The 20,322-nt window shown below is 66.5% G+C and carries 18 protein-coding genes; 7 read left to right on the forward strand and 11 right to left on the reverse strand.

Features of this window, described 5'->3' with window-relative positions; genetic code table 11:
• Positions 1-1,233, forward strand: coding sequence for a choline ABC transporter ATP-binding protein (gene choV / locus DBY63_RS07670; protein WP_027598622.1), 1,233 nt, complete (start codon positions 1-3; stop codon positions 1,231-1,233).
• Between the two features lie 274 nt (positions 1,234-1,507).
• Here choV and DBY63_RS07675 read toward each other — a convergent pair whose 3' ends face one another.
• The 6 genes from DBY63_RS07675 to glyA all read right to left on the reverse strand — a co-directional run bounded on the left by DBY63_RS07675 (position 1,508) and on the right by glyA (position 9,020).
• Positions 1,508-2,365, reverse strand: a complete 858-nt coding sequence (locus tag DBY63_RS07675) for a formyltetrahydrofolate deformylase (protein WP_108582762.1) — start codon at positions 2,363-2,365, stop codon at positions 1,508-1,510.
• A 98-nt stretch (positions 2,366-2,463) separates the two neighbouring features.
• Complete coding sequence (gene soxG, locus DBY63_RS07680) at positions 2,464-3,093, reverse strand: sarcosine oxidase subunit gamma family protein (protein ID WP_042134845.1); 630 nt, start codon at positions 3,091-3,093, stop codon at positions 2,464-2,466.
• Positions 3,094-3,108: 15 nt separating this feature from the next.
• Positions 3,109-6,129, reverse strand: a complete 3,021-nt coding sequence (locus DBY63_RS07685) for a sarcosine oxidase subunit alpha (RefSeq protein WP_108582761.1) — start codon at positions 6,127-6,129, stop codon at positions 3,109-3,111.
• Positions 6,126-6,425, reverse strand: a complete 300-nt coding sequence (locus DBY63_RS07690) for a sarcosine oxidase subunit delta (protein WP_017639232.1) — start codon at positions 6,423-6,425, stop codon at positions 6,126-6,128. Before DBY63_RS07690 ends, DBY63_RS07685 begins: the two co-directional genes overlap by 4 nt.
• A gap of 11 nt (positions 6,426-6,436) precedes the next feature.
• Entirely contained in the window at positions 6,437-7,687 is a 1,251-nt protein-coding gene (locus DBY63_RS07695) for a sarcosine oxidase subunit beta family protein (protein ID WP_108582760.1), read from the reverse strand.
• Between the two features lie 79 nt (positions 7,688-7,766).
• Complete coding sequence (gene glyA / locus DBY63_RS07700) at positions 7,767-9,020, reverse strand: serine hydroxymethyltransferase (RefSeq protein ID WP_108582759.1); 1,254 nt, start codon at positions 9,018-9,020, stop codon at positions 7,767-7,769.
• A 214-nt stretch (positions 9,021-9,234) separates the two neighbouring features.
• Between glyA and DBY63_RS07705 the strand changes: the two genes are divergently transcribed.
• Entirely contained in the window at positions 9,235-10,593 is a 1,359-nt protein-coding gene (locus DBY63_RS07705; RefSeq protein ID WP_108582758.1) for a PAS domain-containing methyl-accepting chemotaxis protein, read from the forward strand.
• Between the two features lie 81 nt (positions 10,594-10,674).
• Positions 10,675-11,103 (forward strand): universal stress protein, encoded by a 429-nt coding sequence (locus DBY63_RS07710; RefSeq protein WP_007160045.1) that lies wholly within the window; start codon positions 10,675-10,677, stop codon positions 11,101-11,103.
• A 58-nt stretch (positions 11,104-11,161) separates the two neighbouring features.
• Here DBY63_RS07710 and DBY63_RS07715 read toward each other — a convergent pair whose 3' ends face one another.
• The gene (locus DBY63_RS07715; RefSeq protein WP_007160046.1) at positions 11,162-11,941 is read right to left on the reverse strand and encodes an exodeoxyribonuclease III; all 780 of its coding nucleotides are present in this window, start codon (positions 11,939-11,941) and stop codon (positions 11,162-11,164) included.
• A gap of 80 nt (positions 11,942-12,021) precedes the next feature.
• On the opposite strand from DBY63_RS07715, the gene pyrE reads away from it, so the two are divergent.
• The 4 genes from pyrE to DBY63_RS07735 all read left to right on the forward strand — a co-directional run bounded on the left by pyrE (position 12,022) and on the right by DBY63_RS07735 (position 14,956).
• The gene (gene pyrE, locus DBY63_RS07720) at positions 12,022-12,663 is read left to right on the forward strand and encodes an orotate phosphoribosyltransferase (protein ID WP_007160047.1); all 642 of its coding nucleotides are present in this window, start codon (positions 12,022-12,024) and stop codon (positions 12,661-12,663) included.
• A gap of 17 nt (positions 12,664-12,680) precedes the next feature.
• A complete protein-coding gene (locus DBY63_RS07725) occupies positions 12,681-13,277 on the forward strand; it encodes a DUF4124 domain-containing protein (RefSeq protein WP_108582757.1) in 597 nt (198 codons plus the stop codon).
• A gap of 146 nt (positions 13,278-13,423) precedes the next feature.
• Positions 13,424-14,089: a GntR family transcriptional regulator gene (locus tag DBY63_RS07730; protein ID WP_027600434.1), complete on the forward strand. Its 666-nt coding sequence runs from the start codon at positions 13,424-13,426 to the stop codon at positions 14,087-14,089.
• 15 nt (positions 14,090-14,104) lie between these two features.
• A complete protein-coding gene (locus DBY63_RS07735) occupies positions 14,105-14,956 on the forward strand; it encodes a DUF1989 domain-containing protein (protein WP_027598633.1) in 852 nt (283 codons plus the stop codon).
• A 60-nt stretch (positions 14,957-15,016) separates the two neighbouring features.
• On the opposite strand, the gene argB is transcribed toward DBY63_RS07735, so the two are convergent.
• The 4 genes from argB to coaBC form a co-directional block, all read right to left on the reverse strand.
• Entirely contained in the window at positions 15,017-15,919 is a 903-nt protein-coding gene (gene argB, locus DBY63_RS07740) for an acetylglutamate kinase (RefSeq protein ID WP_007160051.1), read from the reverse strand.
• 74 nt (positions 15,920-15,993) lie between these two features.
• Positions 15,994-17,388 carry a phosphomannomutase/phosphoglucomutase gene (gene algC / locus DBY63_RS25085; RefSeq protein ID WP_197027426.1) on the reverse strand — a complete coding sequence of 465 codons (1,395 nt, stop codon included), beginning with the start codon at positions 17,386-17,388 and terminating at the stop codon, positions 15,994-15,996.
• Positions 17,389-18,600: 1,212 nt separating this feature from the next.
• On the reverse strand, positions 18,601-19,056 hold the full coding sequence (gene dut, locus DBY63_RS07750; RefSeq protein WP_044341301.1) for a dUTP diphosphatase: 456 nt from the start codon (positions 19,054-19,056) through the stop codon (positions 18,601-18,603).
• Positions 19,049-20,272 (reverse strand): bifunctional phosphopantothenoylcysteine decarboxylase/phosphopantothenate--cysteine ligase CoaBC, encoded by a 1,224-nt coding sequence (gene coaBC, locus DBY63_RS07755; RefSeq protein ID WP_077171190.1) that lies wholly within the window; start codon positions 20,270-20,272, stop codon positions 19,049-19,051. The genes dut and coaBC overlap by 8 nt, the downstream gene beginning before the upstream one ends.
• Positions 20,273-20,322 lie beyond the last annotated feature (50 nt).

Here is a 20,322-nt window from a genome sequence, read left to right on the forward strand (position 1 = left end):
ATGACCGCCATACGTTTCGAACACGTCGACGTCATCTTCGGCAAGCAGAACAAGCGCGCCCTGGAGCTGCTCGACCAGGGCAAGGGTCGCAGCGAAATCCTCCAGGAGACCGGCCAGGTGCTGGGTGTCGAAGACGCCTGCCTGGAGGTGCAGAAGGGTGAGATCTGCGTGCTGATGGGCCTCTCCGGCTCGGGCAAGTCCAGCCTGCTGCGCTGCATCAACGGCCTCAACACCGTGAGTCGCGGCAAACTGCTGATCGAGCACAAGGGCAGCGAGGTGGACATCGCCAACTGCTCCCCCGCGGTGCTCAAGGACATGCGCACCACCCGCATCGCCATGGTGTTCCAGAAGTTCGCCCTGATGCCCTGGCTGACCGTGGCCGAGAACGTCGGCTTCGGTCTGGAGATGCAGGGCCGCTCGGCCGCCGAGCGCAAGAAGCTGGTCGAGGAGAAGCTGGAGCTGGTCGGCCTGACCCAGTGGCGCAACAAGAAGCCCGACTCCCTGTCCGGTGGCATGCAGCAGCGCGTCGGCCTGGCCCGCGCCCTGGCCATGGACGCCGACATCCTGCTGATGGACGAGCCCTTCTCCGCTCTCGATCCGCTGATCCGCCAGCAGCTGCAGGACGAATTGCTGCAACTGCAGGCCAAGGTCAACAAGACCATCGTCTTCGTCAGCCACGACCTCGACGAAGCCCTCAAGATCGGCACCAACATCGCCATCATGAAGGACGGTCGCATCATCCAGCACGGTCGTCCCGAGGACATCGTGCTCAATCCGGCAGACGAATACGTGCGCACCTTCGTCGCCCACACCAATCCGCTCAACGTGCTCAGCGGCTACAGCCTGATGCGCGGTCTGGACAAGTGCGGCCGCGAGGGCAACGAGATCTGCCTGGAACGCAGCCACGACATCTGGCTGGCCCTGGACAACCAGACGGTCAAGGCGCTGCGCCGCGGCGGCGAGAGCCTGGCCCTGCAACGCTGGACCCCGGGCATGCCGATCAACAGCCTGCAACGCCAGCCGACCCTGGCACCGGCCGATATCCGCATGCGCGACGCCCTGGAGATCCGCTACCACACCGGGCACAAGCTGGTGCTGGAGACCGATGGCCGCGCCGTGGGCATCCTTGGTGACAAGGAGCTCTACCACGCCCTGCTGGGCAAGAACCTGGAAAAGGCCGGCGAAGACGTCGCCCCGCCCGCGGTCCGCTCCACCCTGTCCCAGGCGGGCTGAGCGCTCGCCCCGCCACCCGCCTCTCCGCTGCAGAGGCGGGTGCGCCCCTCTCCTGCTCCATCGCCGGCAGCCAGCAGGCTCGCCTGACCGGCTCCCGCCTCCCGTGACCCTGAGCTCCGCCTTTGGCCCTGACCAAAAGACGCGCAGACGCCTTCCCCGGCAACACCTGACGGTGCCGCCGCGCGACTGGGAGATGATCGAGGTGATACAAGGCAGGCAGGCTGCGAGCGCCTCGGCGATCTCACAGCCTGCCTGAAGAGGTAGCGGGAAGGCCTTAGAGCACCACCGTCCGCCCGGCGTTGAGGAAGACGCGGCGTTCCAGGTGATAGCCCACCGCCCGAGCCAGGGTCAGGCACTCGATGTCGCGGCCGCGGGCCACCAGGTCCTCGGCGTAGTGGGCATGGTCCACCGACTCGACGCCCTGGGCGATGATGGGGCCTTCGTCCAGGTCGTTGTTGATGTAGTGCGCCGTGGCGCCCACCAGCTTGACGCCCTTGGCATAGGCCTGGTGATAGGGCCGCGCGCCCTTGAAGCCGGGCAGCAGCGAGTGGTGAATGTTGATCGCCCAGCCGTCGAGGCGACGGCACAGCTCGGGCGACAGCACCTGCATGTAGCGCGCGAGAATCACCAGCTCGGCACCGGTCTCCTGCAATACCTGCCAGACCCTGGCTTCCTGGGCCGGCTTGTCCTGGGGATCCAGGGCGAAATGGTGATAGGGAATGCCGTGCCAGGCCGCCAGGGGCTCCAGATCCGGGTGGTTGGAAATCACCGCCACCACGTCCATGGGCAACTGGCCGATGCGCTGGCGATAGAGCAGGTCGTTGAGGCAGTGGTCGGCCTTGGAGACCATGATGGCGACCTTGGCGCGATAGCCGGGCGGGGTCAGTTCGAAGGTCATGTCGAAGGGCGTGAAGCGCAGGTCCAGACCGACGCGAAACAGGCCTTCGTTGAAGTCGCTGGGTACCTGGAATTCCACCCGGATGAAGAAGCGCTGGGCTTCGCGATCGTCGAAGCTGTGATGCTGGGTGACATAGCAGCCTTGCTCGAACAGGTAGCGCGTGACCACGTCCACGGTGCCGAGGCGACTCGGGCTCTGGGCGGTGAGAATCCAGGTATCGGGCGTGCGGCTCATGATGAATTCCTTTGCATGGAGATGAAGCCAGAATCACAAAACCCGACCTGCGCCTCACGCAGGTCGGGTTCGAGAGAACGACTGGACGCAGCGACCGATCAGGCCTCGATGCGCAGTCCGTACTCGGCGCTCGCGTCCTGCAGCCACAGCCAGACGTAGTCGGCGAAGCTGCGTCGCACCACCAGCTCCCAGGTGTCTTCCGCGGTATGGCGGATCATCAGCTGGGACTTGGCGAATACCGTCCCCACCGCCTTGCCCACCGGGAAGTTGCTCGGATGGACATCGTAGGAGGTGGACTTCATCAGCACTTCACGCACCTTGGGGCCCTTGAGCTCGACCAGGGTCTGGCCACCACCGACGTTGACGATGGCGACATGGCGCTCGCCCAGGGCCTGGCGCAGAGCCTGCTCGGTGGCGAACTCGCTGCCACCGGGCACCACCAGCAGCCACTCGTCCGGGCCGAGCCACTGCAGCGAGCTCTCGCCCTTCTGGGTGATCGCCAGGGGACCGGGCACTTCCAGGCCGACCACGCTCTGCACCGCACCGGTGAAGCCTTCGTCATGGGCATCGCCACGGAGGACCAGATGCCCCAGCAGGGCCCGCTCGCGCAGGGTCACCCCGGCGGTGGCCGGGCCGCGGCCGGCGAGCTTGTTCAGCTCAGCGTGGAACAGCGGGGATTCGGCGCGCGCCGTGGCGGAGTATTGGTCGTAGACATTGATGTTGTTCATGGGGCGCTATCCTCGTTAGGCGACGTTCTGCCGCTCACCCTTGGGGTCGTAGAACACCGGCGAGACGATCTCGGCAGCGATGTAGCGGCCATCGGCCAGCGGGGCGTAGACGGTCTGGCCCATGCGGCCCAGGCCACCCTTGACCATGGCCATGGCGAAGCCGTAGCCCAGGGTCGCGCTGTGGTAGCTGGAGGTCACGTGACCGACCATGTCCATGGGGATCGGCTGGTTGCGCTCGAACACCAGTTGCGCCCCTTCCGGCAGGACGTCGCGGGCATCCAGGGGCTTGAGGCCGACCAGCTGCTTGCGATTCTCGCGGACGCAATCCTGGCGATGCATGCCGCGCTTGCCGATGAAGGAGAAGCTCTTGTTCAGGCTCACCGCCCAGCCCATTCCCAGGTCCTGGGGCGTGACCGAACCATCGGTGTCCTGCCCGATGATGATGAAGCCCTTCTCCGCCCGCAGCACGTGCATGGTCTCGGTGCCGTAGGGGGTCAGGTCGAATTCCTTGCCCGCCGCGACCACCTGCTCCAGCACGCCCATGGCGTAGTTGGCCGGCACGTTGATCTCGTAGGAGAGTTCGCCGGTGAAGGAGATACGGAACACCCGCGCCGGTACCCCGCCCACCTGGCCTTCCTTCCAGGCCATGAAGGGGAAGGCGGCGTTGTCCAGATCGATGTCGGTCAGCTTGGCCAGCAGCTTGCGGCTGTTGGGACCGGACAGGGTCAGGGTCGCCCAGTGGTCGGTGACCGAGGTGAAGTACACCTCCAGCTCCGGCCATTCGGTCTGGTGGTAGAGCTCCAGCCATTCGAAGACGCGTGCGGCGCCGCCGGTGGTGGTAGTCATCAGGAAGTGGTTGTCGGCGAGACAGGCGGTGACGCCGTCATCGAAGACCATGCCGTCTTCCTTGCACATCAGACCGTAGCGCGCCTTGCCGATGTCCAGCTTGGTCCAGGCGTTGGTGTAGACGCGGTTGAGGAATTCCCGCGCGTCCTTGCCCTGGATGTCGATCTTGCCCAGGGTCGAGGCGTCGAGCAGGCCGACGCTGCGGCGCACGGCCAGGCACTCGCGATTGACCGCGGCGTGCAGGTCCTCGCCCGCCTTGGGGAAGTACCAGGGACGCTTCCACTGGCCGACGTCCTCGAACAGCGCGCCCTGCTTGAGGTGCCAGGCGTGCAGCGCGGTGTAGCGCTTGGGCTCGAACAGGGCACCGCAATGGCGACCGGCGATGGCGCCAAAGGTCACCGGGGTGTAGTTCGGGCGGAACATGGTGGTGCCGACTTCCGGGATGGCCTTGCTCTGCACGCGGGCGGCGATGGCCAGGCCGTTGATGTTGCCCAGCTTGCCCTGGTCGGTGCCGAAGCCCATGGCGGTGTAGCGCTTGACGTGCTCGATGGACTCGAAGCCCTCGCGGCAGGCCAGCTCGATGCCGGCGGCGGTCACGTCGTTCTGCAGGTCGACGAATTGCTTGGGGGCCCGCGACGACGGCTTGTCGTGGGGCACCTGGAACAGCGCCAGACTCGGCTCTTCCTGACGGAATTCGGCCTGGGGCAGCTCGCCGCTGACCACCTTGGCACCGGCTTCGGCCGCGGCGGTGGCGCCGGCCTCGAAACCGTCGGCCAGGACATCGCCCAGGGCGAAGACGCCATTCACGCCACCGGCGCAGAGGCGCTTCTGCGGCGCCGGACCGGGCACGAAGGCCTGGATGTCATCGCGCCACAGCGGACGACCGCCCAGGTGCGAGGCCAGGTGGACCACCGGGCTGTAGCCGCCGGAGGTGGCGATGAGGTCGCAATCGAGCCACTCGCCGCCACCCAGGGTACGGAAGGCGGTCAGGTCGATGGTGGCGAGCTTGGCGCCGGTCACGCGGGTATTGCCGCGGGCTTCGCTGACGGCGGTACCGCCCATGACGCGCACGCCACGCTTGCGCACTTCCTCGACCCAGGCGCCGCGGGGATTGGGGCGCGCATCGGCGACTGCCACCACCTGGCGACCGGCTTCGAGCCAGTCCAGGGCCACGCGATAGGCATAATCGTTGTTGGTGGACAGCACCAGGCGCTGACCCGGGGCCACCGCATAGCGGCGGATGTAGGTGGACACGGCACCGGCCACCATGTTGCCCGGCAGGTCGTTGTTGGCGTACACCAGCGGCCGCTCGTGGGCGCCGGTGGCCAGCACCACGCGGGTGGCGCGGACACGGTGCAGGCGCTGACGCACCTGGCCATGGGGCGCGCGATCACCCAGGTGATCGGTGAGTCGCTCGTGGATGGTGAGGAAGTTGTGGTCGTGGTAGCCGTTGACCGTGGCACGCGGCAGCAGCACCACGTTGTCCAGGCCCTGCAGCTCGGCGACGGCCTTGGCGGCCCAGTCGGCGGCCGGGGCGCCGTCGAGACGCTCGCGGCTGTCCAGCAGGCTGCCACCGAATTCTTCCTGTTCGTCGGCCAGGATCACTCGGGCGCCGCTGCGACCGGCGGCCAGGGCGGCGGCCAGGCCGGCGGCGCCACCACCCACCACCAGCACGTCGCAGTGCTGGTTGAAGTTGTCGTAGGTATCCGGATCGACCTGGGTCGGCGCACGGCCGAGGCCGGCGGCCTTGCGGATGTACTTCTCGTAGGTCATCCACAGGTTCTGCGGATACATGAAGGTCTTGTAGTAGAACCCGGGCGGCATCATCTTGCCGCCGACCTTGCCGAGGATGCCCATGAGGTCGTTGTTGACGCTCGGCCAGCCGTTGGTGCTGGCCGAGACCAGGCCCTGGTACAGCGCCTGCTGGGTGGCCCGCACGTTGGGCACCTGGGTGGCCTCGGTGGCGCCGATCTGCATGATGGCGTTGGGCTCTTCGGCACCGGCGGCGACGATGCCGCGCGGCCGGGAGTACTTGAAGCTGCGGCCGATCACGTCCACGCCGTTGGCCAGCAGGGCCGAGGCCAGGGTGTCACCCTTGAAGCCCTGGTAGGTCTGACCGTTGAAGGTGAAGGTGATGGCCTGGCTGCGGTCCAGGCGACCGCCCTGGGTGAGTCGATGGACCTGGCTCATGTGCGCTCTCCTCGCTCGGCGGTGAAGCGGGGTTGCTCGCCGATCGGATAGGTTTCGAGAATTTCGTAGGTCTCGGTGTTACGGGTCGCGTTGAAGTACTGGCGGCAGCCCGAAGCGTGGACCCACAGCTCGTGACGCAGGCCGCGCGGGTTGTCGCGGAAGAACATGTAATCGCCCCACTCCGCGTCGCTGCAGGCCTCGGGATCCAGCGGACGCGGGATGTGCGCCTCGCCGGCGGCGTGGAATTCTTCTTCGGAGCGCAGTTCCCCGCAGTGGGGGCAATGGATGTACAACATGCTCGGGCTCCTTAGTGCGCGACGGCCGCTGCGCCGTGTTCGTCGATCAGCGCGCCGGTGTGGAAACGGTCGATGGAGAAGGGCTTGGCCAGCGGATGCATCTCGCCGGAGGCCAGGGACGCCGCGAAGACGTTGCCCGAGCCGGGGGTGGCCTTGAAGCCGCCGGTACCCCAGCCACAGTTGAAGAACAGATTTTCCACCGGGGTCTTGGAAATGATCGGGCAGGCGTCGGGCGAGGTGTCGACGATGCCGCCCCACTGGCGGTTCATGCGCACCCGCGAGAGGATCGGGAACATCTCGACGATGGCCTGCAGGGTGTGCTCGATCACCGGGTAGGAGCCGCGCTGGCCGTAGCCGACCCAGCTGTCGATACCGGCGCCGATCACCAGGTCGCCCTTGTCGGACTGGCTGATGTAGCCGTGCACCGCGTTGGACATGATGACGCTGTCGATGATGGGCTTGATCGGCTCGGACACCAGTGCCTGCAGCGGGTGGGATTCCAGCGGCAGGCGGAAGCCGGCCAGCTTGGCCATGTGCCCGGAGTTGCCGGCGGTGACCACGCCGACGCGGCGGGCGCCAATGAAGCCACGGTTGGTTTCCACGCCGATCACCTTGCCGTCCTGCTTGCGGAAGCCGGTGACCTCGGTCTGCTGGATCAGGTCGACGCCCAGGGCGTCGGCGGCGCGGGCGAAGCCCCAGGCCACGGCATCGTGACGGGCCACGCCGCCGCGGCGCTGCACGGTGGCACCAAAGATCGGGTAGCGGGTGTTCTTGCTGCAGTCCAGGTAGGGAATCTCCTCGGCCACCTGGCGGGTGTCGAGCAGTTCGCCGTCCACGCCGTTCAAGCGGTTGGCGCTGACCCGGCGCTCGGAATCGCGCATGTCCTGCAGGGTGTGGCAGAGGTTGTAGACGCCGCGCTGGGAGAACATGACGTTGTAGTTGAGGTCCTGGGACAGGCCCTCCCACAGCTTCATGGCGTGCTCATAGAGGTGCGCCGATTCGTCCCACAGGTAGTTGGAGCGGACGATGGTGGTGTTGCGCGCGGTGTTGCCGCCGCCCAGCCAGCCTTTCTCGATCACCGCGACGTTCTTCACGCCGAATTGCTTGGCGAGGTAGTAGGCGGTGGCCAGGCCGTGACCGCCACCGCCGACGACGACCACGTCGTACACCGGCTTGGGCGTCGGGGTGCGCCACATCCGCTGCCAGTTCTCGTGATGGCTCAGGGAGTGCTTGAAGAGGCCGAAGCCGGAATAGCGTTGCATCTGGAGACTCCTGCAGACGACGCCCCTTTCCGCAAAGGGGGAAAGGGGTTGGATAAGGGTTGCGTCAGGCGCGTGGCGACTAGCGGTAAACCGGGTAGTCGCGGCACAGCGCGGCCACCTGGCGCGCCACCTGGGCTTCCACATCGGCATCGCCGAGGTGGTCGAGGATGTCGCAGATCCAGCCGGCGACGCGTTCGCTTTCGCTGACGCCCAGGCCGCGGGTGGTCAGGGCCGGGGTGCCGATGCGCAGACCCGAGGTCACGAAGGGCGACTGGGGATCGTTGGGCACGGCGTTCTTGTTCACGGTGATGCAGGCGCGCCCCAGGGCGGCGTCCGCGTCCTTGCCGGTGATGCCCTGCTTGATCAGGCTGACCAGGAACAGGTGGTTGTCGGTGCCGCCGGAGACCACGTCGAAGCCGCGGGCCTTGAACACGCCGGCCATGGCCTGGGCGTTCCTGATCACCTGCTGCTGATAGGTCTTGAAGCCCGGCTCCAGGGCTTCCTTGAAGCACACCGCCTTGCCGGCGATGACGTGCATCAGCGGGCCGCCCTGAGCCCCTGGGAACACCGCGGCGTTGAGCTTCTTCTCGATGTCGGCGTTGGCCTTGCACAGGATCAGGCCGCCACGGGGGCCGCGCAGGGTCTTGTGGGTGGTGGTGGTCACCACGTCGGCGAAGGGCACCGGGTTCGGGTAGACCCCGGCGGCGACCAGACCGGCCACGTGGGCCATGTCGACGAACAGGTAGGCACTCACGCTATCGGCGATGTCGCGGAAGCGCTGGAAGTCCAGGGTCTTGGAGTAGGCGGAGAAACCCGCCACGATCATCTTGGGCTTGTGCTCTTCGGCCAGACGCTGGATCTCGTCGTAGTCGATCAGCCCGGTGTCGGTGTCGATGCCGTACTGTACGGCGTTGTAGAGCTTGCCGGAGGAGCTGACCTTGGCACCGTGGGTCAGGTGACCGCCGTGGGCCAGGCTCATGCCCAGGATGGTGTCGCCAGGCTGCAGCAGCGCCAGGTAGACAGCCGAGTTGGCCTGGGAACCGGAGTGCGGCTGGACGTTGGCGTAGTCGGCGCCGAACAGCTGCTTGGCGCGCTCGATGGCCAGCTGCTCGACCTTGTCGACATGCTCGCAGCCACCGTAGTAGCGCTTGCCCGGATAGCCTTCGGCGTACTTGTTGGTCAGCACGCTGCCCTGGGCTTCCATGACGCGCTGGCTGGTGTAGTTTTCGGACGCGATCAGTTCCAGGTGATGCTCCTGGCGCCGCGCTTCCTCGCCCATGGCGGCGAACAACGCATCATCGTAGCCCTGGATTTGGTCCTGCTTGCTGAACATCGCGGCGCTCCTAAAGTCTGTGGCGGTGAAAACCACCCCCTTGGCCGCGATGGTAGGCCCGGCCCCAGACCCCAAGATGCCTGTTTACGCCCCGGGCCGGCGCGTTTGCGACAGCCACTCAACGGCCGAGTTCTGCCGTTCGCCGGGTGCCATCAAGTCGCTCCGATCCGCGCCGATAGGCTGACTACCTCCCCCCCGGCCAGCGAGTTCTGCCATGTTCAATGCGCACCACAAGAAGACCATCGCTCGGCTGGAGGCCGAGTTGCACGCCAACCAGGGCCTGACCCAGGCGCTGGAGCGGTCCATGGCGGTGATCGAGTTCGATACCGACGGTACCGTCCTGCGTGCCAACGACAACTTTCTCCGCCTGACCGGCTATCGTGCCGACACCCTGGTCGGTCAGCACCATCGCCGGCTCTGTCCGGCCAACGTGGTGCAGGGTCGCGACTATGGCGATTTCTGGGCCCGCCTCAAGCGCGGCGATTTCGTTTCCGGCACCTTCCACCGCCTGGACGCCCAGGGCCGTACCCTCTGGCTGGAAGCCAGCTACAACCCGGTGCCCGACAGCAGCGGCAGGATCGCCAAGGTGGTGAAGTACGCCCTCGACGTCACCGCCCAGGTCGAGCGCGACAGCGAAGCCCAGAGCAACCTCAAGGCCTTGGACCGCGCCCTGGCGCGCATCGAATTCAACCTGGACGGGCGCATCCTCACGGCCAACGACAATTTCCTGGCCACCCTGGGCTACAGCCTCAAGGAGATCCAGGGCCAGCAGCATCGCCTGTTCTGCGAGCCGGCCCTGGTCAATAGCAGTGAATACGCCGACTTCTGGCGCCGCCTCAATGCCGGCGAGTTCTTTCGCGGCCAGTTCAAGCGGCTGGGCAAGCACGGCCGGGTGGTCTGGTTGGAGGCGAGCTACAACCCGGTGTACGACGCTACCGGTCGGCTATACAAGGTGGTCAAGTACGCCAGCGACATCAGCGAGCGGGTGGAAAAGCACGAAAGCGACAGCCGCAGCGCCTCGCGGGCCTATCACATCTCCGCCGAGACCGAGAAGGTCGCCGAGCACGGCACCCGGATCATCCAGGCGGCCGCCGGCGAGATGCGCGAGATCGCCCACAACGTCAGCGCCTCCGCCGAGGTGATCGGCCAGCTGGGCCAGCGCTCCGAGCAGATCACCGCCATCGTCAACACCATCCGCGGCATCGCCGACCAGACCAACCTGCTGGCGCTCAACGCCGCCATCGAGGCCGCGCGCGCCGGTGATCAGGGGCGTGGCTTCGCCGTGGTCGCCGACGAGGTCCGCCAGTTGGCGGGGCGCACCAGCAGCGCCACGGCGGAGATCGCCGAGATGATCGGGCGGATCCTGAGCGAGACCCAGCAGGCGGTCGCCAGCATGGAAAGCACCCAGGGTCGAGCGGTCAAGGGCGTCGAGCTGGCCGACCAGGCCGGTGCGGTGATCGTGCAGATCCGCGATGGCGCCAGCGACGCCGTGGAAGCCGTGAGCATGTTCGCCAGCAAGCTGGACGAATCCGAGGTGATTCCCAAGGGCGCGCGCAACTGGGTGGGGCATTGAGGCCGCGGGCTTGATTGGGATCAAGCGTCCCTGACAGCCAGGGTCTAGCATGAAGGCATACCCCTCTCGTGGAGATGCCCCATGCACAATGTCCTGGTCGCCTACGACGGTTCCCCCAGCGCCGACAACGCCCTGCGCTACATCCTCGACCTGGTGAAGGCCGGGCTGTCGCTGGAGCTGCACCTGCTCAACGTCCAGAACGAGCCGGAAATCTACGGCGCGCCCTTCGACGACCGCATCCTGCGCGAATGGCGCGGCAGCCTGCAGGACAAGGCCGAAGACATCCTGGTCCGGGCGCGCCCGGCCCTGCTCGAAGCCGGTATCGAGGCCCAGACCCACGTGGGCTTCGGCGGCATCGCCGAGACCATCGGCGAGACGGCGCGGCGCCTGCAGGTAGACACCGTGGTCATGGGCACCCGCGGCCTGGGCTCGCTCAGCGGCCTACTGCTCGGCTCGGTGGCCCATCGCGTGGTCCATCAGGTGCCGCTGCCAGTGATCCTGGTGAAATAGTCGCCCAACAAAAAACCAGCCCGCGGGCTGGTTTTTTCGTTTCGGAGCAGCGTCTGGATCAGATGCTCAGGGTCCAGTCGTAGTCGACGATCAGCGGCGCGTGCTCGGAGAAGCGCGGTTGCCGCGGCAGGCGCGCCGAGCGGACGAAGCGGCGCAGACCCGGGGTCAGGATGTTGTAGTCGAAGCGCCAGCCCAGGTTGAGGTGCTCGGCCTGGTCGCTGTCCGGCCACCAGCTGAACTGGTCGCCTTCGCGGCTCACTTCGCGCAGGGCATCCACATAGCCCATGTTGCCGATCACCTCGTCCATCCAGGCCCGCTCGGGCGCCAGGAAACCGGGGATCTGCTGGCAGTCGCGCCAGTTCTTCACGTCCTGCTTCTGGTGCGCCACGTACAGCGAGCCGCAATAGATGTACTCGCGACGCTTGCGGCGCTGCTTGTTCAGGTAGTGGGTGAAGTCGTCCATGAACTTGAATTTCATGTTCAGGTCTTCGTCACCGCGCTTGCCGGAGGGCAGCAGCAGGCTGGCGATGCTGACCTTGTCGAAGTCCGCCTGCAGGTAGCGACCGAAGCGATCGCAGGACTCGAAGCCCAGGCCGCTGATCACCGCCTTCGGCTGGACCCGCGTATAGAGCGCGACCCCGCCCTGGGACGGCACTTCGGCGTCGCAGGCATAGAGGATGTAACCCTCCAGCGCATAGGCCGGATCGTCCATGTCGTAAGAAGAGGCGCGCGTATCCTGCAAGCAGATCACGTCGGCATTCTGCGCCTTAAGCCAGGGCAACAGGCCCCGCTCCACAGCGTCCTGAATACCATTGACGTTCAAGCTGATGATCCGCATAAATGGCCCCCAAAAAATCGTGGATGTATGATACCCGAGCTAAACCGGTTTAGCTAAATACAAGCCGCGCAAGGACTTATATGCAGGCGTATCAGCGTAATTTCATTCGTTTCGCCATCGAGCGCGGAGTTCTGCGCTTTGGTGAATTCACCCTGAAATCGGGTCGTATCAGCCCCTATTTCTTCAACGCCGGCCTGTTCCACAGCGGTGCGGCCCTGGCTCAGCTCGGCCGTTGCTATGCCGATGCGCTGGTGCAGGCCAACCTGCCCTTCGATGTGCTCTTCGGCCCGGCCTACAAGGGCATCCCTCTGGCCGCGGCCACGGCGGTGGCCCTGGTCGAGCACCACGGCCGCGACGTGCCCTGGTGCTTCAACCGCAAGGAAGCCAAGGACCACGGCGAAGGCGGCCTGCTGGTGGGCGCGCCCCTGACCGGCCGGGCGCTGATCATCGATGACGTCATCACCGCCGGCACCGCCATCCGTGAGGTCATGCAGATCATCGAGGGCCAGGGCGCCAGTGCGGCCGGGGTGCTCATCGCCCTGAACCGCCAGGAGCGTGGCCGCGGCGAATTGTCGGCCATCCAGGAAGTCGAGCGCGACTACGGCATTCCGGTGCTCAGCATCGTGGCGCTGGATCAGGTGCTCGAATACCTGGCCGAGGACGCCGAGCTCAAGCGTCACCTCCCCGCCGTCCAGGACTATCGCGCTCAATACGGCATCTAGCCCCAGGAGAGACGGCCATGGTCGTACGTCGCGCCGCTGCCAGCCTGTTGCTCATCGCCCTGCCGCTGACCGGCCAGGCGGCCGAGCTGTACCGCTATCTGGACCGCAACGGCACCCTGGTCATCGACCGCCAGGGCGTGCCGCCGGAATACGCTGGCAAGGGCTATGACGTGCTCAACGAGCAGGGCCGGGTGATCCGCAAGGTCGCGCCGGCGCTGCCCGCCGCGGAACTCGATCGCCAGGCGCGCGAGCGCCAGCAGGCGGTCGTCGATGGCCAGTTGCGCAAGCTCTACAGCAATGTCGAGGACGTCGATCGCGCCAAGGCGCGCAAGCTGACGGAGCTCGATGGCCTGATGCAGATCAAGAAGGCTAACCTTGAGGCCGCACGCCAGCTGCAGAGCCAGTTGATGGAGCAGGCGGCGGTGCAGCAGCGCAACGGCCAGGCGCTGCCGGCGGACCTCCAGGCCCGCCTCGACGCCGCGGCGGCCGATCAGGTGCGTCTGCAGGCCGATCTGCAGCGCTACGCCGAATTGCGCACCAGCACCAGCGCCGCCTTCGACGCCGATCGTGCGCGCATGCAGCGACTGGAAGCGGCTCAGGCCACGGATCGCTAGCCCTTCTGCGTGCACTGCCGACGGTCCCCTCCGCCGATGGCCTGCTGGGCGGCACGACAAGGTTGCCGCCTCTTCACGCCATATTCTGGCACGTACCGTGCAGTTCGATTTTCTACGCATTGTTGAACAATCGGGCGTGAAGACCTATGAGCGGCAAAGACGCAGGCGCGCTGTCCCTGGGGGCTCAGCTGCTGCTGGAAATGCGCGAAGACATCATCGGCGGTCGCCTGCTACCCGGTACGGCGCTGGTCGAGGCTGAACTGGTCAAGGCCTACAACGCCTCGCGCAACACCATTCGCGAAGCCCTGCACCAGCTGGATCGCGAGGGCCTGGCCACCTATGTGCGGCACAAGGGGGTGATGGTGCGGCGCCTGGGCCTGGCCGAGGTGCGCGACCTCTTTACCGTGCGCCGCACCCTGGAACTGCAGGCCATCCTCACCAGCCGCCCGCTGCGCGAATACCAGTCCGATCGGATGCTGGACGCCCTGGAGGCCGCCGAACTGGCGCAGTCGCGTGAAGACTGGCGCGCCCTCGGCACCCACGGCCTGCATTTCCATCAGCACATCGTCGGCCTGCTGGGCAGTCCGCTGTTCGATGAATTCTTCGCCACCGTCGCCGCCCAGATACGCCTGCTGTTTTCCCTCGCGCCCGACGAGGAGCACTTCCAGCGGCCCTGGATCATCCGTGACCGCCAGATCCACGACCTGCTCGCCGCCGGACAGCGCCAGGCGGCGGCCGAGGCAATGGCCAGCTATCTCGACGATTCCGAAAACCGGCTGCTGGATCTGCTGAGCGCAGCCAGGCCGCTCTGACCGAGGAGACCTCCCATGTACAAGGACTACCCCGCCGCCTACCAGTCCACCCAGGGTTCCGCCCTGCAGGTCGACCAGGCCTTCTACGATCGCCTGCGCGAGGACAAGGACGCGCGTACCCTGATCGAGCAATTCGAGATCCCGATCCGCACCGGTCGCGCCTGGAAGGTCCCGGCGGGCCATCTGTTCCGCGTCACCACCCCGCACGGTCCCCAGGTGGGCGACTTCAACGTCTGGAACGCCGAGGACCCACGCGAGCGCATGTGGGCCGCGCGCACCCGGCAACTGCAGGGCGCCCACGTCAGCACCTACGACCGCCTCTGGTCGAACCTGCCCTTCCTGCGTCCGCTGCTGACCATCACCGACGACAGCCTGGCCGGCTACGGCATCGACGAACACGGCGGCCGTCTGCATGACCTGCTCGGCACCCGCTGCGATCCCTACGTCAACAAGATGCTCACCGGCGAGGACTTCCACCACCACTGCCACTCGAATCTGACCCGCGCGGTGCTGCCCCACGGTCTCACCGAATTCGATGTCCACGATGTGCTGAACATCTTCCAGTGCACCGGCCTCAACCATGACGACCTCTACTTCATGAAGGCCTGCCCGGCCAAGCCCGGCGACTACCTGGAATTCTTCGCCGAGATCGACGTGCTCTGCGCCCTGTCCACCTGCCCGGGCGGCGATCTGTCCCTGGCGATGTGGGGTCCTGACGCCGAGGACCCGCTCAAGGTCTGTCGCCCGTTGGGCGTCGAGATCTACCGGGTCGAGGAGGCGTTGCTGCAGGGTTGGGAATCGCCCAAGCGGGCGGCCTACAACGGCCAGCACGGTCTGACCCTGCCCAAGGCCAGCTGGGAGCAGTGAGTTCAGTCCACCAATGAAAACGGCGCCCTGGGGCGCCGTTCCTGGTCCGACCGAAAGCGCTCAGCGCTTGCGGTTGGAGATCAGGGTACCGACGCCGACATCGGTGAAGATTTCCAGCAGCACCGCGTTGGGCACCCGGCCATCGATGATGTGGGCGCTCTGCACGCCGCCCTGCACCGCTTCCAGCGCGCAGCGGATCTTTGGCAGCATGCCGCCGTAGATGGTGCCGTCGGCGATCAGCGAATTGACCTGCTCGGTGGACAGCCCGGTGAGCACCTGGCCCTGCTTGTCCATCAGACCAGCGATGTTGGTCAGCAGCATCAGCTTCTCGGCCTTGAGTGCCTCGGCCACCTTGCCCGCCACCAGGTCGGCGTTGATGTTGTAGGACTCGCCGTCCGGACCCACACCGATGGGCGCGATGACCGGAATGAAGTCGCCGCGCACCAGCATGTTGATCAGGTCGGTGTTGACCCCGGTGACCTCGCCCACATGGCCAATGTCGATGATCTCCGGCTTGGTCATCTCTGGCGTCTGCCGGCTGACCTTGAGCTTGGTGGCGCGGATCAGGCCCGCGTCCTTGCCGGTCAGGCCGATGGCCTTGCCGCCATGGCGGTTGATCAGATTGACGATGTCCTTGTTGACCTGGCCGCCCAGCACCATCTCCACCACGTCCATGGTCTGGGCGTCGGTGACGCGCATGCCATCGATGAAGTGGCTTTCGATGGACAGGCGCTTGAGCAGGTCGCCGATCTGCGGACCGCCGCCGTGCACCACCACCGGGTTGATGCCCACCGCCTTCATCAGCACGATGTCACGGGCGAAACCGGCCTTGAGCTCGTCGCTCTCCATGGCGTTGCCGCCGTACTTGATCACCAGCGTCTTGCCGACGAACCGGCGGATATAGGGCAGCGCCTCGGACAGCACCTCGGCGACGTGCGAGGCATCCTCGCGGCTCAGGGTCATGGCTCACCTCTCAAGGTCGACATAGAAAAGACAAAGGGCGCCTAGGCGCCCTCTGTGCTACCGCTGACCCGAGGTCAGAACGGCAGATTCAGATCCGGCTGTACCGCCAGCAGCTGCTTGCGGAACACCGTCTTGATGCGCTCCAGCTCTTCGAGGGTTTCCGCCTCGAAGCGCAGCACCAGCACCGGCGTGGTGTTGGACGCACGCACCAGGCCCCAACCGTTCTGGTAATCGACGCGGACGCCGTCCAGGGTGGTGATCTGGGCATCGCCCCACTGGGCGTCGCGCTGCAGGGTTTCGATGATGCCGAACTTGTTCTCTTCGGTCACCTGGATATTGATCTCCGGGGTGGAGATGTCTACCGGGAAGGTATCGAACACCTGTTGGGCGCTGTTCTTCTCCTGGCTGAGGATCTCCAGCAGGCGCACGGCGCTGTAGATGCCGTCGTCGAAACCGAACCAGCGCTCCTTGAAGAACACGTGGCCGCTCATCTCGCCGGCCAGCAGAGCGCCGGTTTCCTTCATCTTCTTCTTGATCAGCGAGTGGCCGGTCTTCCACATGATGGGACGACCGCCGTAGCCGGCGATGAGGTTGTTCAGGCGGCGGGTGCACTTGACGTCGAAGATGATGTCGGCGCCCGGGTTGCGGGAGACCACGTCCTTGGCGAACAGCATCAGCAGCTGGTCGGGATAGATAATCTTGCCTTCGTTGGTCACCACGCCGACGCGGTCGCCGTCGCCGTCAAAGGCCAGGCCCAGGTCGGCACCGGTTTCCTTGACCTTGGCGATCAGGTCTTCCAGGTTCTCGGGCTTGCCCGGATCCGGGTGGTGGTTGGGGAAGTTGCCGTCCACCTCGCAGAACAGCGGGATGACCTCGCAGCCCAGGGACTCGATCAGCTGGGGCGCGTTGACCGCGGCGACACCGTTGCCGGCGTCCACCACCACCTTGAGCTTCTTGGCCAGCACCACGTCGTTGCGGATGTAGTCGGCGTAGCTCTTGAGCACGTCGACCTGCTTGATCTGGCCCTGGCCGCTGGCCACGTCACCGGTCTCGATGCGCTCGCGCAGACGCTGGATGGATTCGTTGGCCAGGGTCTCGCCAGCGATGACGATCTTGAAGCCGTTGTAGTCCGGCGGATTGTGGCTGCCGGTCAGCATGACGCCGGACTTGCCTTCGAGCACGTTGGCGGCGTAGTAGAGCACCGGGGTCGGCACCATGCCGACATCGCTGACATTGGCGCCGCTGTCGGCCACGCCCTTGATCAGTTGGGCGACCAGCTCGGGGCCGGACAGGCGGCCGTCACGGCCGACGGCCACGTTGGGCTCGCCACGTGCCAGGCTCTCCGAGCCGATGGCGCGCCCGATCCAGTAGGCGGCTTCGGCGGTCAGGGAGTCACCCACCACGCCACGGATGTCGTAGGCGCGGAAGATGCTGGCGTTGAGTTGGGGGGCTTGCGGGGTAGTGCTCATCGGGGGTTTCTCCAATCCCAGGAGATCCTGGTCTTCGTCGAGGATACTGATATCGAGGATGTCGGTGGTCTGGAACAGCGGCTCGCTCTGCTGCGAGCGGCCTCTGTCGGCAAACTCCGCCAGGGTCTTGGCCACCGCATCGCTGGGAGCGGTGGCGTACAGGTCCGGCGACGACCCGGCCGATCGGCTGGCCAATCGGGCCGTCGACTTGGCCACGGGTTCCATTACCGCCAGGCGCAAAGTCGGGCTTTTGGCTATCTGATTGGCTTCTAGTTCCTCGGCATAGGCCGTCAGACTGCGGACGTCGTCACGGAGCCGGCGTGACAGCTCCCGGGAAAACAGCCAAAAGCCCGCCAGCACGCCAAACAGCGCCAGCAGCAGCGCCACCAGGGGGATGCCCAGCGGTGTATCTGCGCCGGCCTCGGCGGCGGGTGCCAACTCCAGCGTCCAGAGCGGGCTGCCGGTGGCGAGCCGCCGCATCAGCGCCGGATCGCCCGGGCTGCCGCCACTGGCCAGCACCTGCACGCTGCCACCTGGAAATTGCTGCAGCAGGCGCCACTGGCCGACGTTCGCCGGTGGCGTGGCCCAGCCCTGCAAGACGGCCGGGAGTTCTTCCACCAGCACGGCGCTGCCAAGCAGCTGATCGCCGCGGCGGATGGGCTGGGCGCTGTAGACCAGCCAGCGATCGCCCAGCCGATAGGCTTCCGGCGGGGTCCGCTGGCCGCTTTCCAGGCGCTTGAGCAGATCGAGGGCGGCATAGTTGAGCGGGCCGGGGCGATCGTCTTCGATCTGGCGCATGCCGGCCGGCACCACCAGCACGTCGACCACGCCGAGGCGCTCGCGCAGCTGGCTTTCCGCCGCCGCGCGCGCCGCCGGATCGTCGCCCTGCAGGGCCTGCAACACCAGGGCATCCCCGGCGACACCCTGCAGCCGGCGGGTCAGGCCGACCAGCAGCTGATTGAGGGAGGTCGCCTGCGCCTGCAGCGCCTGGTCCGCCTGCTGCTCCTGATTGCGCGCGCCCTGCGGCTGCAACACCAGGAACCACAGCAGCAGCGCGGCCAGCAGCAGGCCGGCGAGCGCCAGCAGCAGTCCCGCGCCCATGCCGGGCAAGCCAGCGACCCGCGGGGCCGCCTTGCGCACATCCTTGTCGTTCTTGCCCCTTGCCATGCCGTTCTTCTCCTTTATGTCACGGCGCGCCTTGCGTGTCTGGCGTCAGCGGGTACCGGAGTGGCCGAAGCCGCCCGCGCCCCGCTCGGTCTCGGTAAAGCTGTCGACGATATCGAAGTGCGCCTGGACCACAGGTACGAGCATCAGCTGGGCGATACGTTCGCCCACGCTCACGGTGAAGGTGGTCTGGCCGCGATTCCAGCAGGACACCATCAGCTCGCCCTGGTAGTCCGAGTCGATCAGGCCGACCAGATTGCCCAGCACGATGCCGTGCTTATGGCCCAGGCCCGAGCGCGGCAGGATCAGCGCCGCCAGCGATGGATCGGCCACATGGATGGCGAGCCCGGTGGGGATCAGCACGGTCTGCCCCGGTTCCAGCACCAGATCCTCCTGCAGCATGGCGCGCAGGTCGAGGCCGGCCGAGCCGGGAGTGGCGTAGGACGGCAGCGGGAAATCGCGCCCCAGGCGCGGGTCGAGGATCTTGGCTTGAAGGCTATGCATGGTTCTGGGTGGTGTCTTTCAGGTGGGTGGAAATCAGGGCGATGAGCTGCCGGGCGATCTTGCCCTTGCTGGTCTGCTCGAAGCGGATCTCGTGCAGGCCACGGTCGATCACGGTGACCGCGTTGTCTTCGCTGTTGAAGCCGATGGCTGGATTGGCCACGTCGTTGGCGACGATGAGGTCGAGATTCTTGTCGCGCAGCTTGCGCTGGGCGTACTCCAGCAGATTCTGGGTTTCCGCAGCGAAGCCGACGCTGAAGGGCCGATCCGGACGCCCCGCCAGGGTGGCGAGGATGTCCGGGTTGCGCACCAGCTCCAGCAGGAGACCGTCACCGCGGGTGGGGTCCTTCTTCAGCTTGTGCGGCGCGATGACCTCGGGGCGATAGTCCGCCACTGCCGCCGAGGCGATGAGCACGTCGCAGGGCATCAGCGCCTCACAGGCGGCCAGCATGTCGCGAGCGCTGATCACGTCGATGCGCTCGACGCGATCGGGGGTCGGCAGATGCACCGGGCCGCTCACCAGGCTGACGCGCGCGCCCGCCTCCGCCGCCGCTTCCGCCAGGGCGAAGCCCATGCGGCCGGAGCTGTGGTTGGTGATGTAGCGCACCGGATCGATGTTTTCCTGGGTCGGCCCCGCGGTGATGACCACATGGCGACCGGTCAGGTCGAGGCGCTGGAAGCAGTCGGCGGCGAGCTGGGCAAGGTCGGTGGCCTCCAGCATCCGGCCGGGGCCGACGTCGCCACAGGCCTGACTGCCGCTGGCCGGGCCGAACAGCTTGATGCCACGGCTGCGCAAGAGCTCGGCATTGGCCTGGGTGGCCGGATCGCGCCACATGGCCTGATTCATGGCCGGTGCCAGGGCGACCCGGGCATCGGTGGCCAACACGATCGTCGTGAGCAGATCATCCGCCACGCCCTGGGCCAGGCGCGCCATGACATCGGCGGTGGCCGGCGCGACCAGCACCAGATCGGCCCAGCGGGCCAGCTCGATATGCCCCATGGCCGCTTCGGCGGCCGGGTCCAGCAGATCCAGATGCACCGGCAGACCCGACAGTGCCTGCAGGGTCAGCGGCGTGATGAATTCGCGACCGCCGCGGGTCAGCACCACCCGCACTTCGGCGCCCTGATCCTTGAGTCGGCGCACCAGCTCGGCGCTCTTGTAAGCGGCGATGCCACCTCCGACGCCCAGCACGATGCGTTTACGATGGAGCCGCTGCATATAGCCTTTCCGTTCTCAAACCTTCTAGAACGGGCATTACGCGGCCAATC

The sequence above is a fragment of the Pseudomonas sp. RIT411 genome, assembly GCF_003057735.2.
In the GTDB taxonomy this organism is placed as follows: Bacteria; Pseudomonadota; Gammaproteobacteria; order Pseudomonadales; family Pseudomonadaceae; genus Chryseomonas; species Chryseomonas oryzihabitans.

What these genes read in the sequence shown, in the direction of transcription:
- choV (WP_027598622.1), top strand. Translation starts at nt 1, where the DNA reads ATGACCGCCATACGTTTCGAACACGTCGACGTCATCTTCGGCAAGCAG.
- DBY63_RS07675 (WP_108582762.1), bottom strand. Translation starts at nt 2,365, where the DNA reads ATGAGCCGCACGCCCGATACCTGGATTCTCACCGCCCAGAGCCCGAGT.
- soxG (WP_042134845.1), bottom strand. Translation starts at nt 3,093, where the DNA reads ATGAACAACATCAATGTCTACGACCAATACTCCGCCACGGCGCGCGCC.
- DBY63_RS07685 (WP_108582761.1), bottom strand. Translation starts at nt 6,129, where the DNA reads ATGAGCCAGGTCCATCGACTCACCCAGGGCGGTCGCCTGGACCGCAGC.
- DBY63_RS07690 (WP_017639232.1), bottom strand. Translation starts at nt 6,425, where the DNA reads ATGTTGTACATCCATTGCCCCCACTGCGGGGAACTGCGCTCCGAAGAA.
- DBY63_RS07695 (WP_108582760.1), bottom strand. Translation starts at nt 7,687, where the DNA reads ATGCAACGCTATTCCGGCTTCGGCCTCTTCAAGCACTCCCTGAGCCAT.
- glyA (WP_108582759.1), bottom strand. Translation starts at nt 9,020, where the DNA reads ATGTTCAGCAAGCAGGACCAAATCCAGGGCTACGATGATGCGTTGTTC.
- DBY63_RS07705 (WP_108582758.1), top strand. Translation starts at nt 9,235, where the DNA reads ATGTTCAATGCGCACCACAAGAAGACCATCGCTCGGCTGGAGGCCGAG.
- DBY63_RS07710 (WP_007160045.1), top strand. Translation starts at nt 10,675, where the DNA reads ATGCACAATGTCCTGGTCGCCTACGACGGTTCCCCCAGCGCCGACAAC.
- DBY63_RS07715 (WP_007160046.1), bottom strand. Translation starts at nt 11,941, where the DNA reads ATGCGGATCATCAGCTTGAACGTCAATGGTATTCAGGACGCTGTGGAG.
- pyrE (WP_007160047.1), top strand. Translation starts at nt 12,022, where the DNA reads ATGCAGGCGTATCAGCGTAATTTCATTCGTTTCGCCATCGAGCGCGGA.
- DBY63_RS07725 (WP_108582757.1), top strand. Translation starts at nt 12,681, where the DNA reads ATGGTCGTACGTCGCGCCGCTGCCAGCCTGTTGCTCATCGCCCTGCCG.
- DBY63_RS07730 (WP_027600434.1), top strand. Translation starts at nt 13,424, where the DNA reads ATGAGCGGCAAAGACGCAGGCGCGCTGTCCCTGGGGGCTCAGCTGCTG.
- DBY63_RS07735 (WP_027598633.1), top strand. Translation starts at nt 14,105, where the DNA reads ATGTACAAGGACTACCCCGCCGCCTACCAGTCCACCCAGGGTTCCGCC.
- argB (WP_007160051.1), bottom strand. Translation starts at nt 15,919, where the DNA reads ATGACCCTGAGCCGCGAGGATGCCTCGCACGTCGCCGAGGTGCTGTCC.
- algC (WP_197027426.1), bottom strand. Translation starts at nt 17,388, where the DNA reads ATGAGCACTACCCCGCAAGCCCCCCAACTCAACGCCAGCATCTTCCGC.
- dut (WP_044341301.1), bottom strand. Translation starts at nt 19,056, where the DNA reads ATGCATAGCCTTCAAGCCAAGATCCTCGACCCGCGCCTGGGGCGCGAT.
- coaBC (WP_077171190.1), bottom strand. Translation starts at nt 20,272, where the DNA reads ATGCAGCGGCTCCATCGTAAACGCATCGTGCTGGGCGTCGGAGGTGGC.